The following is a 13,358-nucleotide window of genomic DNA, read 5'->3' as shown; positions in this document are numbered from 1 at the left end:
GTTTAACTCTTAGCTTTTTTCATTAGAAAGGCTTCTAATCGGTCGCAGCCTTCTTTTAAAGTTTCGATACTATACGCATAGGACAAGCGAAGGTAGCCTTCACCGTATTCAGAGAATGCTGTTCCAGGAACTACAGCTAGTCCCGCTTCTTTGACAAGATCAAGTGCAAAATCAAATGATGAAGATGTTAAATGACCAACATATGGGAATAAGTAAAATGCACCTGTTGGCTTTTCAACTGTTAATCCCATTTGAGTGAGTCTATTATATACGTAATCACGGCGTTTTTTATATTGGTAGCGCATCATTTTTGGTGCGTCTTTAGCTGCTGTTAATGCTTCAATTGCAGCGTATTGAGCGATTGAAGTAGCACACGTTACATTGTATTGATGAACTTTTAATATGTGTCCTGCTAAATAACTTGGTGCAAATAAAAGTCCAACACGCCAGCCAGTCATAGAATGTGATTTAGATAAACCGTTAATGACAATTGTTTTTTCACGCATTTCTGGGAAATGAGCGATAGATGTATGCTTTTGTTCATATACAAGCTCGCTATAAATTTCATCTGAAAGGACGAAAATATTTTTATCTTTTAAAACATCTACAATATCTTTTAGCTCTTCTGTTGATAAAGTTACACCGGTTGGGTTAGAAGGATACGGTAGTACGATACATCTTGTTTTTTCTGTAATAGCATTTTTAAGCGCTTCAGCTGTTAAACGAAATCCAGTTTCACGAACATCTACAAAAATAGGCGTTGCACCGCATAATCGAATAATAGGTTCGTAGCCTGGATAAATAGGAGCAGGTAAAATTACTTCTGTTCCTGGCTCTAAAATCGTTCGGAATGCAACATCAATTGCTTCGCTAGCACCGATTGTAACGATGGTTTCGTTTTCAGGTGAGTAATGTAAATCGTAGTTATCTTTTACGAAGTTACAAGCTGCCTTACGTAATTCTAGTAAACCAGCGTTATGTGTATAGCTTGTATAGTTTTCTGTAATAGCCCGTTTTGCCGCTTCTTTCACGAGAGAAGGTGTAGGGAAATCGGGTTGTCCAATTGTTAAAGAAATCAAATTACCATAGTTTTGAATCATGTTAGAGAATTGACGGATTCCAGAAATTTGGATATCCTTCACTCTAGGGTTAATGAATTGTTCCATTGTATCTCCCTTTCTTCCGTTTGAAAATTAAGTTCATTTTATCATATTTTCTATGATTACGCTTTGTATATGTTATTTAGAAAGAGAGAGAAAAGAGAAAAAAAGCCGCTATAAGCGACTTTTTAATATCCGTATTCCCAATCTATTTCATCTTCATTCCAGAGTACAGAGGATACCTTGCCAAGGTGAACAACTGATTCGTTCACAGCACATGTGCAGTTTTCTTCTCCCGCTTTATGCTGTAACTCTTCATATACTGATTTTTCAACATTTTCTAGAACAACCAAATTTTCTTCTTTTAAAACAAGCGTAGTACCCGCCATATTTATCTTCCTCCTACTAAAGTAATGATCACTTATTTGTAAACATAGATAGTATGGATTATATGCTGTATTTTGCTATAGTTGTCCGTCTAAAAAAGTATTTTTATATTTTCTTTGTAATCCGTATTCATTGTATACTGCACGAAGGAAATTTGGTACAGGGTTTACAATCATTTCGAAAATCTGTAACAATTATTATGAGTTGTTAACAAAGAATTAACAAATATGTTAAGAAAAATCAAAATTTTAAAACAAATACACCTATAAAATGATATAATCATATCAAAATACATATAGGGGATGAGAGGTTATGGAGCTTATCCGTGATTTATTGATTCAAATTGCCATCATAATTTTGCCACTATTTTTATATGAAGCGATTCGTTTAAATCGCTATCAAGAAATGCCTCCGAAGCCAAATCGTTACTTTATTATGTTTTTATCTAGCGTTACGCTCGTTCTCTCCATGACATACTCTATTTGTTTTGGCAATGTGTGTGGGTATAACTTTCACCCCATTCCAATTGTCAGTGGTTTTTTATATGGTGGGATTGTTGGTTTAATCCCAGCGGTTATTTTTGTTGCATATGAATGGTTACTAAAGGGAATGAGCTTTCTTCCAGTTTTAGAAGTAATATTTTTATTGATAGTTCCGCTATTTTTATCAAAGAAATGGTCTCTTTTTTCAAGGGATAAGAAATTAATTTTAGCATTTATGATTTCATCATTTTATGTGCTTGTTTCTTTAGTATTAGGCATGATTAATGTTCTTTTGGAAACAGGATTTACACCGTATATTTCGCAAATATATAGCGGATTTATATTTGCCTCGCTTATCATGGTCATGACAATGGTATTCCAGGTGTATTTAACTGAATATTTAAATGAAAATGCATTGCTACGTACAGAGATGCAAAAATCAGAAAAGCTTAATATTGTAAGTGAGTTAGCAGCAAGTGTGGCACATGAAGTTCGAAATCCACTAACTGTTGTTCGTGGATTTATCCAATTGCTAGAAAGTACGGAAGATGTGAAGAATAAGGATTATATGCGTCTCGTATTAGCTGAATTGGATCGGGCGGAACAAATTATTTCAGATTACTTAAATTTAGCAAGGCCGCAAATTGAGAAAAAAGAACACATTTGTTTATCAGCCCAATTAATAGAAATGACCACTCTTATGTCGTCATTTGCAGCGATGCAAGGTGTATATTTACAAGTTGAAATTTCAGAAAGTCTTTATACGATTGGTGATAAGACAAAATTGAAGCAAGCTATTATGAATGTTGTTAAAAATGGTATTGAAGCAATTCAAGGAAATAAAGGATATTTAAAAGTAACAGCTATTCAAAAAGATGAAACAATCATAATAAGAGTTAAAGATAGTGGTGTTGGTATGACGAAAGAACAGTTAGCAAGGCTTGGGCAACCATATTATTCTTTAAAAGAAAAAGGGACAGGATTAGGACTTATGGTAACATTTAGTATTTTACAAGCGCATAATGGTACATTGGAATATAAGAGTGAAAGTGGAAAAGGCACTGAAGCAATTATTATATTACCAGCTGTACAAAATAAGGAATAAAAGTTACCGATGAAAGGTAACTTTTTATTTTATATTGTTTATTCATTTGTTTTTTCTTGTTTTGCTCGGCTAAATAAACTTTTAAATGATTGAAAGAAGCTTTGCTCTTTTGAGGCAGCAACCATTCTTTTTGTTTCTTGAATTTCTCGAATAACTTGCATAAGCTGTGCATCACGGTTACTGTCTTTGTTATAAATTTGACTAACAAGTTTATTCATTTTTTCTTCCTGTTTGGATTCTCGTTTATACATATGATTCATTAATAAGTCCATCTTTTCTTTTTGCAGTGCATCTGTTTGAGCGGCGTGATCGACTAACTCTTGAAGCATTTTTTCTTGAGAGCCTTCTTTTACATAAACTTGTTGCATCAATTCGTCTAGTTTCTCATCCTTTAAACGATTTTGTGTAATTAGAGTAGAATTTTGATGAATAATTGCTTCATTTAATTGAGCTAGCATTTCAAGTTTTAACATGAACTCCTCAAAGTTACGCCCATCTTCTTTTTCTTTCGTTTGTATCTCTTGCTTATCTTGTATAACTGGTACAGGTGGGGCCTCTTTTTCTTTTAAAATAATCGGTATCGTTTCTGAAATATCTTCTTGTAATGTAGCAGCTCTTTCGTGTATAGATTTCAATAATTTTAAATCATCAAGTTTATAAATACGAGCATCAGCTGTTTTGGAAATCATATAACCATGTTCCTCTAACAGTTGACTATATTTGCGAACTATATGTTTTGGGATGCCTGTTTTATTCGTGACATCTTTCGTTTTATAGGTAGCTTCCATCATATTTCCTCCCCAAAAAGTATCGTATATATCATTTCAATCTTTTATGAGGACTTCCTTTGAAAAAGAATGTCGGAAGGCTATTAGTTTTCTACAGCATTAGTGAAAAAATGAAAATTTTTGGCGGAATGGCAAGGAATAACTAAAATAATGTCTGAAAACATATACAGGAGAAGTTTGTTATAATAACGGAGGAAAAGAAACTGGTAGAAACATGGAGGTATACATGAAGCAATTAAAAGGTATTATCATTTCAATTATCGCAATTCTGTCTATTTTAGTAGCAGTTTATGAAGTACTTGTGCCAGAGGAAACAAGTGTAAAGAAAACGAATACGTATGATCAAGTGTTAGAATTTCCGAAAGAACGTTATCCAGAGACAGGAAAACATATTACGGATGCTATAAAAGAAGGGCATTCAGAAGTTTGTACAATCGATCGTGGTGGTGCTGCAGATAGAAGGAAATTGTCGTTAGCACCATATCCATCAAAAAAAGGGTATGATCGTGATGAATGGCCAATGGCGATGTGCAAGGAAGGCGGAAAAGGAGCACATATTGAATATATAAGTCCGGCGGATAACCGTGGAGCAGGCTCTTGGGTAGGGAATAAGTTAGATAAATACCCAGATGGTACGCGAGTAAAATTTGAAGTGAAGTAGTAGTTGTATATTTCATAATGAAGGAGAAGGGGAACTATGGAGTTAACGATTTCTTATTCGCAATTAATGTTGATGAACTATGACGGTGAGCAGCCTTATGTAGATTGGACTGATGAAGATTTTGAAAGAGGTTATGCTAAGGCAGATGGAACTGTTATTTTTGAAGCACTTTCTGATTATACTTGTGAAGTGAAAGTGACCCCAGGGAAACATATTGAAAAAGAAGAAGTAGTTAGAACGATTACGGTTCCTTTTACAGTTGAAAATGGAAGTATCGTTATAACGAGTATTCTTTCTAATAAATTTCAAATACCTATTCCAAATGGTGAGTATACAGTTGTATTACAAGCAATTCCTCTTGAAGAGCCAACGGATGATGAATTATATAAAATACAATATGAATTCTTTTTTGAAAGTAAAGAATAAAAAATGGGTTATCCTGAGAAAAGGATAACCCATTTTTGTTATGCGTTTGTTTTTAAAAGGGAACGAGCATCTTTCGCTGCTTGCACCATATGTTCTAAAGCTGGAATAACTTCTTCTGTTCTTCTCGTTTTTAAACCACAATCGGGATTAATCCAGAAATATTTAGGATCACATACTTCTAAAGATTGTTCTACGATTTTATACATTTCATCTTTACTCGGTACACGTGGGCTATGAATATCATATACACCTAGGCCAATGCCTTTTTCATATGTTGTATGTTTTAATGTATCAATAAATTCTCCGTGACTTCTTGATGTTTCGATAGAAATTACATCTGCATCTAATGCGCGAATCGCGTCAACAATATCTTCGAAGTTACTGTAACACATATGAGTATGAATTTGTGTTTCATTTGCTACAGAAGAAGTTGCTAAAAGGAAGGATTGTACTGCCCATGTAATATAAGCATCCCAATCTTTTTCTTTTAGTGGCATTCCTTCACGAAGTGCGGGCTCATCGACTTGGATTACTCTAATTCCGGAAGATTCAAGTAGTTCAATTTCGTGACGAAGAGCTAGTGCAATTTGATACGAAACTTCTTTTCTTGGAATATCATTTCGAACGAAGGACCAATTTAAAATTGTAACAGGTCCGGTTAACATTCCTTTTACAACTTTCTCTGTTAAGCTTTGTGCATAAACTGTTTCCTTAATAGTCATGCCGTTAATAAAGGCTACATCACCATAAATAACAGGTGGTTTTACGCAGCGGGAACCGTAAGATTGTACCCAACCGTTTTTAGTGAATGAGAAACCAGCAAGGCGCTCACCAAAATATTCGACCATGTCAGTTCTTTCAAATTCACCATGTACAAGTACATCAAGCCCAATTTCTTCTTGGTAACGAATCCATTTTTCTGTCTCTTTTTCAATAAATTGTTCATATTGTTCATTTGAAATAACACCGTTACGCCATTCTTTTCGCGTTTGACGAACTTCAGTTGTTTGCGGGAAGCTACCAATAGTCGTTGTTGGTAATAGCGGTAACTCCAGGGCAACTTGTTGTAATTCGTATCGTTTTGCAAATGGAAGAGGACGTGAAAAATCTTCTTCTTTTAGTGCTGTTCGTGCTGCTTTGACATCTTCTCGGTTACGTGCAGCAGATGAACGAATTGTATGATGTACGTTTCGATATGTTTCCAGCTCATTACTAATGCTTTCTGTACCTTGAGTGAGAGCGGAATGAATAAGAACTAACTCTTCTAATTTTTGATTTGCAAATGCTAACGCATCAAACAGCTCAGTCGATAAGTGAGTTTCTTCTGTTTTATCGATTGGTGTATGCAATAAGCTACAAGAAGGCTGAACGATAATATCTTTCGTTTGGACTTGTTTTTGTAACGTTGTAAATAACTCAAGAACTTCATCAAGGTCAGCTCTCCAAATGTTACGGCCGTCTATACAACCGACAGCTAAAGTTTTATCAGCTGGGAACCCATATTTTGAAATAGCATTTAAATTGCCTTCTTTACCATGAATGAAATCTAATCCAATACCGGATACCGGGAATGTAATAATTTCTTCATAGTTTTCTTCTACGCTATCAAAATATGTTTGTAAAAGAAGAGTCGCATTTGGAACTTCTTTACGAATAGCTTCATAAATTTCTTTTGCTTGTTGAACTTCTTCTTTCGTTAAAGAAGCGAAAATCGGTTCATCAACTTGAATGGCTTGTGCCCCAGCTGCATGTAGTTCTGAAAGCAGTTGTACGTAAGGTACAACTAACTGTTTTAAAATGGTAGAAAATTGTTCTTGTGTATAGCCTTTAGCTAATTTTAAGAAAGTATATGGTCCTAAAATAACAGGCTTTCCATCTACTCCTAATTCTTGTTTTGCCTCTTCGTATAAGCGAAGTGGACGATTATCTTTTAAAGAGATTTGTAATCCCTCTTCATATTCAGGAACGATATAGTGATAGTTTGTGTTAAACCATTTTGTCATTTCGGAAGCTACGTGATCTTTAGAGCCACGCGCCATTGCGAAATATACATCAAGGTAAGATGTAAACTCAGAAAAACGTGATGGAATAAATCCTAGCATATAGGCAGTATCCAAAACGTGATCATAATATGTAAAGTCGCCAATTGGAATGAGTTCAATCCCTTTTTCTTGCTGTACTTTTACGTGTTGAAGGCGAATTTCTTTCATTGTTGTTAAAAATTGTTCTTCATCGATTTTATTGGACCAAAATGCTTCCAATGTTTTTTTCCACTCTCGTTGTAGTCCGATACGTGGATAACCTAAGTTACTTGTTTGAATTGCCATTTTAAATTCCTCCCTAATTGAAAGTAAGCATTTCCGTTTACTAGGAAATACCTATAACAAAAAGTACAAAGACATAGAAAATAAGCCTTCCTTTTTGTTTTAACACCTCATCATCATCCGTGAATCTATCAGTGTTGTTAAAACAGGCAGGTCTCCTGACTTATGCTTCATATAATTTCTTTCACCTTCCCGTTTTCACAGTGGTACTAAAAAGAAATCTCAGCATTTACAGTGGCGGGACCGTGTTGGAGTTTCACCAAGCTTCCCTTTTAAACACGAAACGAAACTTTCGTGTACCTATTTTCCTTTTGAAAGGAACTTAACAAGCGATATGATATTGAAACAAATTCTAACACAATTTTTGGAATTTTGTCTACTGTTTTGAAATAAGAAAATTCTAAAGTTTTTATTTCTTATTATTCTGAATTTTTATTCTGAATTAATTAATAATAGTACTGTATAAAAAGAGAAATTGAGCTATGAAAGAAGTAGGGATGTCTTCTTTCATAGCTCAATTTTCATCTATAGCAACTTCTGAAAGTCGGCCTGCTATAGCATCTTTAAGGAGGGTGTTTAACCATTGTAATTCAACTGTAATATGCTCAATTACACTTTGCAAAATATATAGTTGTGCACGTGGAACCTTTCCTTTATTACAATCATATATCGTTTGCATAGTATGTAAATATTGAAGAGTATCGTTTTTCTTTTTTTCTAAAATAGGAACTAATTCGTGATCATTGCTAAAGTGAGCGAAAGATAATGCTGAATAAATAGGTTTATATATTTGGTTTTTGGCTTCAAATTGTTTTAATAGTAAAGTATGGAATAGTTTTTTGCCTTCTTCTGTTATATGAAAAATCGTTTTGTCCGGTCGATTTGTGTCTCTAATTACATTTGTAATATGAATTGCACCTTGCTTTTCTAATTGCTCGAAGGCGTAATAAAGTGATCCTTTAGCATATTTAATGTAACAATCCATTTGTCGTTCTTTCATAATATGCTGCACTTCATATGGATGTTTATCTCCTTCGAGTAGCAAGCCGAGAATGACTAATTTCATGCTCATGCTGTCTCAACTCCTGTATACAAAAACTTTATCCCGCATTAACTGCCCGTAAAAACCAGATTGGTGAGGGCTAATAATCAGTGGGAGATGAACAACCCCCACTGATTAAAGTTTCACTTTATACATATTATAAACGGCATATCCTTTTTCATAAAGGAATATGCCGCTTCTTTTTTATATTAACTAACTTGCTTTTGTTTTTCTTTCTTTTTAGGGCCAGTAAAGAGGCGTTCATTTCCCATAAGTAAAATACAAATAATACTTAGTACAGCCGGGATGAGTGCCCAGAAGAATGTATTCGCAATAGATGTAGCGAGAGCTTCTTTAATACCCGCTAATATTTCAGCAGGAATTTTTGCGGTAGCGCCTGGTGATAATAAGAAACTTGTGTCTCCGCCTTTTGGAGCTAATTTTGCTAGTTCAGGGGGGAATACAGAGTTTAGTTTATCTGTAAAAATATGATTTTGAATTGTACCGAAAATCGTTACACCAAGAGTCATACCGAGTGATCGGAAGAATGAGTTTGTTGATGTCGCCGAACCACGGTCTCGCATTTCCAACTTGTGAATAGAAGACATACTTAATACTGAGAATGAGAAACCGACACCAAGCCCAGCGAGAATCATAAATAGTGTTACGAGTAAACGAGGTGTGTCCATTGTTAAAGTACTTAATAAATAAATACCAAGAACGAAGAAGACACCAGATACCATCATAATGTTACGATAGCTTGTTCGAGACGCTAATTGTCCTCCTGTTTGACTTCCAATTACAGAACCAACCATCATTGGTGTTAAAATTAATCCAGCATTAGAGGCGGAACCTCCAAGAACGCCTTGAATGAAGATTGGAATATAAACTGTACAGATAATAAAAGCGGCACCATAGAAAAAGGCAACTCCTTGACTAGCTGCGAATAAAGGTTTTTTAAATAGATGGAACGAAATAATAGGCTCGGTTGCTTTTCGTTCTACAAAGAAGAAAATAATAAGCGTAATAACTACTGTTGTAAATAAGCCAATAATTACAGTAGAATTCCAGGCATATTCTTTACCACCAAGTTCTAATGCGAACATTAAGCAAACGATACTTATGACAAGTGTAATAGCACCAGCCCAATCAATTTTTTGTTTTCTAAATTCTAGAGACTCACTGTAGTATTTAGTAATGAAGAAAAAGGAGATAAGTCCTAATGGAATATTAATATAGAAGACCCAATGCCAACTTATATAGTCTGTAATATAAGCACCTAATAAAGGACCGAATACACTAGATGTCCCGAAAACAGCACCGAATAGTCCTGTCATCTTTCCGCGTTTTTCTGGTGGGAAGATATCGTACATAATTGTGAAGGCGATAGGCATAAGGGCACCACCACCGATACCTTGAATAGCTCTATAAATACTTAATTGCTCAATACTTGAAGCTGTTCCGCAGAGCGCAGAACCGAATAAGAAAAGAATGAGGCCACCAATATAAAAACGTTTCCGTCCGTACATATCAGAAAGTTTCCCGAAGATAGGCATCCCTGCCATTGTTGCTACCATATAAGCTGATGTGACCCAAACAAACTTATCAAATCCTCCTAGGTCTCCAACGATTGTTGCCATTGCGGTTGCAACGATTGTATTATCCATTGCGGCCATTAATATACCAAGCAGTAAACCAGCAACAACAAATTTTGTCTTGTTGGCGTCTTTTTTTAATGGTTGAGTTTCCAAATATAACCCTCCTTTAGAAATAAGTAAACTATATTAAGTTTTGAGTGCAGTGGATAAAAAATTTTAATGTATAGTTGATTTTAATTTCTTTTCCATAAGTGCACTGATATGCCATAAAGAATATTATAGTCAAATTTGACTATAAGGCAAACTTTTTCTTCCGTCAAAATATTCTTTCGTATGAGTAGAGAACGAGTGAGCCATACTGAATATTGCTATAAAGGAAATGAAGTAAATTGTAAAAAAATTTCATAAAGAACACCTTCTGTTAATAGATGAAAAATGGTTTTTTCTTCATATTGTCGAATAGGATAAAAGGAAGAGAAATATTAAACATTGCTTGTAGCAAGCTTTAGTAATTTGGGGAATTCATTGTGTGTATGTTACATCTGAAATGAGGTGAATATATATTATGAAAATATGGGGACGAATTTCGGATACAGGAAAGTATTCAATACCGCTACAACCAGTATTGTGGATTGACGGATCGAAAAAGGAAAACGAATTTCCTCAAGTAGCCGTTACATTACAAATTGGTAGTATGTATACAGAACAGTTTTCGTATGAATTGACCTACGATGTAAACGACATACTTATTATGCGAGTTGAAGTGGAAAATAAAGGAGTAGAAATGATTTCGAGAGTTGTTGTAAGTCATATGATTCGAGATTACTTTGCTTATATTCCTAATTCTTTAAAAGTTGATAAGGGGATAAGTGAGTTTTTATTCCAGCTTGTTAGATGGCGAATTGATGATTTGTTACCGAATGAGAAGGTGGAACTACGTTGTAAAATAAAAGCTAATAAAGATAAAGCTCTTAAACAAACATTCTTTCAGGCTACATATACATTTCAAGATAAAGAGATATCATATGGCCCACTGCAAACAAATGAAGTTGTTGTGCGTCAATGATAAAAAGGAACCTGTACAAAAGGTTCCTTTTTTAGTGAAGGTTGTGTTTTTTGAGTATTTTTTTTTGCTCCATTCCTTTTTTTCCTACATAGTTATTTTTGTAGCCAAAGTATAGAATAAATAAAAATGAAACAACATTAACAATAGCGTCGATTTGATCGTTTGTAATAAAGTGTATGCCGAAAGAGGTAAATAATAATTTTAATGATAATAGAAAACCAGCTAGTAAACGCATAGCATCTGATAGATTCTCTTTTTGTAGCATATAGATTACTCCTTTCTATAAAAGTTATATTATATATATATGAAATAGAGTAGAAAAGGTATACAAGCTTAAGCAGAAATGTACATTGCATATGTACATTTTTTATTTTGTAGAAAAACATTATTGATATAGAAACATATATTGGTATAAAAGGGGGAAAAGTATGAAACATAAAGGGAAAATTAGTGGATTATTGCTTGGCAATACTGTGGCAGTTACAGAATGGATTGCACTTCAGGATGTAATTGCAAAACTGGATTCACGATCATTTTATACCGTCTTTATTATTTATATATTGCAAATGATACTAAGTTATTATTTTGGACATTGGTACGATAAAAGAGCGAACGAGCGTATGGGTATGGAAGTAGGAGGAATGGCAAGCAATGATTTTGTTGTTGATTTTTTTGGGAAAGTAGCTGCTTTATCTGAAAGAGATTCTCGTAATATTACAGTGTACATTCTTTCTGTAAAAGAATGGGAAGGATTAAAAGACACGTTGCAAGAAAAAAAGTTGGGAGTGTTAGTACAAAAATTAGAGAGTACCATTGTAAAGACAATTCGGAAGGGCGATGTTGTTACAAAGTGGGATGAAAATAAGTACGTTATTGTAGCAATTGATAATGGTCATGAAACATCAACAATAACAAAACGATTAATGAAAAATATTGAAAGTGAAATAGAAGGTGATTTACTCAGTGTCACTCTTTTATTTGGAGCAGCTAGCTATCCAGTAGAAGGAAAAACGTTTGAAGAACTGTTGAGAAAGTCGCAAAATCAATTGTACCAGTATAGAAATTTGCAAGAAAATGAGTGAAGCTTTGATTTGAAGATATATGATAGGAAGATGTTTTATTTGTAACATTTTTTTGACTTTTATTACAAAAAAACGCCACGTTTGTAATAAAAGTCTTTAAAAATATATGAAATAAGCATATAATTATGATGGTAGTGTCAATGCAATTTGCACAGTGTGTTTTATTTTAAAAGTGTAGAGGAAAGCAAGCTCTACACTTTTCCTTTTTAGGAAATGAAAAGAATATTTGTAAGTTGTTGCGAGATATCGATTGTACTGTGTAAAATGAACAAAGAGATTAATTGATAGAAAGCTGGAAAGGGAATGATAGACGTGAGAGCGGAGCGATCACCTTTTATCAGGTGAACTATTATAGTCTTATTAAGACTGAGGTGAAATTCCGTGGACATTAAAGTAATACATAGTGTGAACAGGCCTTAAAAAACACGAAGTAGTATACTTAAAGATGGATATGGAATTGCTAAATAATTCAAAAAGAATACTGTAATATCAAGTAATAATTTGTACAAACAATATTAATGATCTTCGTAAAAAAGATGCGAGTGTATAGAACAATTACATATTTTATAACTTTTGTATATTACACGATGGTCGTTTATAAGTAGGAGGAAGAGATGTTGAAATATAGTAAATTAGCAATTGTAACTGCATTATCAATGATTTTATTAGCCGGTTGTTTCGGTCCGAAACCAGAAGAAGAATTATATGTAGCGTTTGAAAACGCTGCTAAACAAGAAAAAACAATGTTTGAAGATGCAAAAAAACTTGAGACTTTAGAGAAAGAAGGACAAGAATTATATAACCAGATTGTTCAAGAAGGAAAAGATAATAATCAAACTGTTAAAGAAAAACTGAATCAAGCAGTGAAAAATACAACTGAACGAGAAAAAGTGCTTGCAAAAGAAAAAGAAGTTTTAAATAAAGCGCAAGAAGAAGTGAAGTCAGCTGAGAAGTATGTGAAGAAAATTGAAGATAAGAAATTGAAAGATCAAGCTGATAAAGTGAAAAGCACGTATGAGAAACGACACGATTCATTTAATAAAATGTATGACAGCTATGACAAATCTTTAAAACAAGAAAAAGAGTTATATACAATGTTACAAGATAAAGGTACTAAATTAAAAGATATTAGTGAAAAAGTAAAAGTAGTAAATCAATCTTATAAGGATATTGAGTCAGAAAAAGATAAATTTAATGAATTCACAAAGTCTTATAATACAGAAAAAGTAGCTTTTTATAAACAAGCAAATATTAAAATTAAAGAAGAGAAAAAATAAAACAGTTTGGCCTACACTTG

At 33.8% G+C, this 13,358-nt stretch carries 13 protein-coding genes and 1 riboswitch; of the genes, 6 read left to right on the top strand and 7 right to left on the bottom strand.

All coding sequences use genetic code 11. The features are described from left to right. Positions 1-2: 2 nt before the first annotated feature. Both NST27_RS19595 and NST27_RS19590 read right to left on the bottom strand, forming a co-directional pair. Positions 3-1,166, bottom strand: coding sequence for an aminotransferase A (locus NST27_RS19595; protein WP_000434601.1), 1,164 nt, complete (start codon positions 1,164-1,166; stop codon positions 3-5). Positions 1,167-1,288: 122 nt separating this feature from the next. Continuing rightward, positions 1,289-1,489 (bottom strand): hypothetical protein, encoded by a 201-nt coding sequence (locus tag NST27_RS19590; protein ID WP_000929280.1) that lies wholly within the window; start codon positions 1,487-1,489, stop codon positions 1,289-1,291. A 310-nt stretch (positions 1,490-1,799) separates the two neighbouring features. Here NST27_RS19590 and kinB point away from each other — a divergent pair, with 310 nt between their 5' ends. Then, on the top strand, positions 1,800-3,074 hold the full coding sequence (kinB, locus tag NST27_RS19585; protein ID WP_000420369.1) for a sporulation sensor histidine kinase KinB: 1,275 nt from the start codon (positions 1,800-1,802) through the stop codon (positions 3,072-3,074). A gap of 38 nt (positions 3,075-3,112) precedes the next feature. Here the strand turns inward: kinB and NST27_RS19580 are convergent, their stop codons facing one another. Next, entirely contained in the window at positions 3,113-3,862 is a 750-nt protein-coding gene (locus NST27_RS19580) for a DUF3967 domain-containing protein (protein WP_000388471.1), read from the bottom strand. Between the two features lie 226 nt (positions 3,863-4,088). On the opposite strand from NST27_RS19580, the gene nucA reads away from it, so the two are divergent. Beyond that, positions 4,089-4,523: a DNA-entry nuclease gene (gene nucA / locus NST27_RS19575; RefSeq protein ID WP_000811494.1), complete on the top strand. Its 435-nt coding sequence runs from the start codon at positions 4,089-4,091 to the stop codon at positions 4,521-4,523. A 36-nt stretch (positions 4,524-4,559) separates the two neighbouring features. After that, on the top strand, positions 4,560-4,949 hold the full coding sequence (gene comJ, locus NST27_RS19570; protein WP_000424031.1) for a competence protein ComJ: 390 nt from the start codon (positions 4,560-4,562) through the stop codon (positions 4,947-4,949). A 38-nt stretch (positions 4,950-4,987) separates the two neighbouring features. On the opposite strand, the gene metE is transcribed toward comJ, so the two are convergent. The 3 genes from metE to NST27_RS19555 form a co-directional block, all read right to left on the bottom strand. After that, positions 4,988-7,276 (bottom strand): 5-methyltetrahydropteroyltriglutamate--homocysteine S-methyltransferase, encoded by a 2,289-nt coding sequence (metE, locus tag NST27_RS19565; protein ID WP_001007612.1) that lies wholly within the window; start codon positions 7,274-7,276, stop codon positions 4,988-4,990. Between the two features lie 128 nt (positions 7,277-7,404). After that, a riboswitch (cobalamin riboswitch) is annotated at positions 7,405-7,592 on the bottom strand. Positions 7,593-7,787: 195 nt separating this feature from the next. Continuing rightward, on the bottom strand, positions 7,788-8,345 hold the full coding sequence (locus NST27_RS19560) for a PadR family transcriptional regulator (protein ID WP_000062063.1): 558 nt from the start codon (positions 8,343-8,345) through the stop codon (positions 7,788-7,790). Positions 8,346-8,524: 179 nt separating this feature from the next. Then, positions 8,525-10,066 carry an MDR family MFS transporter gene (locus NST27_RS19555; protein ID WP_000449901.1) on the bottom strand — a complete coding sequence of 514 codons (1,542 nt, stop codon included), beginning with the start codon at positions 10,064-10,066 and terminating at the stop codon, positions 8,525-8,527. Positions 10,067-10,478: 412 nt separating this feature from the next. On the opposite strand from NST27_RS19555, the gene NST27_RS19550 reads away from it, so the two are divergent. Continuing rightward, positions 10,479-10,979, top strand: coding sequence for a hypothetical protein (locus tag NST27_RS19550; protein WP_047386733.1), 501 nt, complete (start codon positions 10,479-10,481; stop codon positions 10,977-10,979). A gap of 31 nt (positions 10,980-11,010) precedes the next feature. Here the strand turns inward: NST27_RS19550 and NST27_RS19545 are convergent, their stop codons facing one another. Then, positions 11,011-11,244 carry an SPP1 phage holin family protein gene (locus NST27_RS19545; protein WP_000939448.1) on the bottom strand — a complete coding sequence of 78 codons (234 nt, stop codon included), beginning with the start codon at positions 11,242-11,244 and terminating at the stop codon, positions 11,011-11,013. 163 nt (positions 11,245-11,407) lie between these two features. On the opposite strand from NST27_RS19545, the gene NST27_RS19540 reads away from it, so the two are divergent. Together NST27_RS19540 and NST27_RS19535 are read left to right on the top strand one after the other, a co-directional pair. Next, positions 11,408-12,061, top strand: coding sequence for a diguanylate cyclase domain-containing protein (locus tag NST27_RS19540; RefSeq protein WP_000680811.1), 654 nt, complete (start codon positions 11,408-11,410; stop codon positions 12,059-12,061). A gap of 614 nt (positions 12,062-12,675) precedes the next feature. Further along, positions 12,676-13,338 (top strand): YkyA family protein, encoded by a 663-nt coding sequence (locus NST27_RS19535; protein ID WP_000922484.1) that lies wholly within the window; start codon positions 12,676-12,678, stop codon positions 13,336-13,338. The last annotated feature ends 20 nt before the right edge of the window (positions 13,339-13,358 follow it).

Origin of the sequence: Bacillus sp. FSL W8-0770, from assembly GCF_038008705.1 — a bacterium.
In the GTDB taxonomy this organism is placed as follows: domain Bacteria; phylum Bacillota; class Bacilli; order Bacillales; family Bacillaceae_G; genus Bacillus_A; species Bacillus_A cereus.
Note: the sequence above shows the minus strand (reverse complement) of the source record. Positions and strands in the feature narration are given on the sequence as shown.

Excerpts from the sequence above, each read along its gene's own strand:
- NST27_RS19595 (WP_000434601.1), bottom strand. The coding sequence starts at position 1,166 with ATGGAACAATTCATTAACCCTAGAGTGAAGGATATCCAAATTTCTGGA.
- NST27_RS19590 (WP_000929280.1), bottom strand. The coding sequence starts at position 1,489 with ATGGCGGGTACTACGCTTGTTTTAAAAGAAGAAAATTTGGTTGTTCTA.
- kinB (WP_000420369.1), top strand. The coding sequence starts at position 1,800 with ATGGAGCTTATCCGTGATTTATTGATTCAAATTGCCATCATAATTTTG.
- NST27_RS19580 (WP_000388471.1), bottom strand. The coding sequence starts at position 3,862 with ATGGAAGCTACCTATAAAACGAAAGATGTCACGAATAAAACAGGCATC.
- nucA (WP_000811494.1), top strand. The coding sequence starts at position 4,089 with ATGAAGCAATTAAAAGGTATTATCATTTCAATTATCGCAATTCTGTCT.
- comJ (WP_000424031.1), top strand. The coding sequence starts at position 4,560 with ATGGAGTTAACGATTTCTTATTCGCAATTAATGTTGATGAACTATGAC.
- metE (WP_001007612.1), bottom strand. The coding sequence starts at position 7,276 with ATGGCAATTCAAACAAGTAACTTAGGTTATCCACGTATCGGACTACAA.
- NST27_RS19560 (WP_000062063.1), bottom strand. The coding sequence starts at position 8,345 with ATGAGCATGAAATTAGTCATTCTCGGCTTGCTACTCGAAGGAGATAAA.
- NST27_RS19550 (WP_047386733.1), top strand. The coding sequence starts at position 10,479 with ATGAAAATATGGGGACGAATTTCGGATACAGGAAAGTATTCAATACCG.
- NST27_RS19545 (WP_000939448.1), bottom strand. The coding sequence starts at position 11,244 with ATGCTACAAAAAGAGAATCTATCAGATGCTATGCGTTTACTAGCTGGT.
- NST27_RS19540 (WP_000680811.1), top strand. The coding sequence starts at position 11,408 with ATGAAACATAAAGGGAAAATTAGTGGATTATTGCTTGGCAATACTGTG.
- NST27_RS19535 (WP_000922484.1), top strand. The coding sequence starts at position 12,676 with ATGTTGAAATATAGTAAATTAGCAATTGTAACTGCATTATCAATGATT.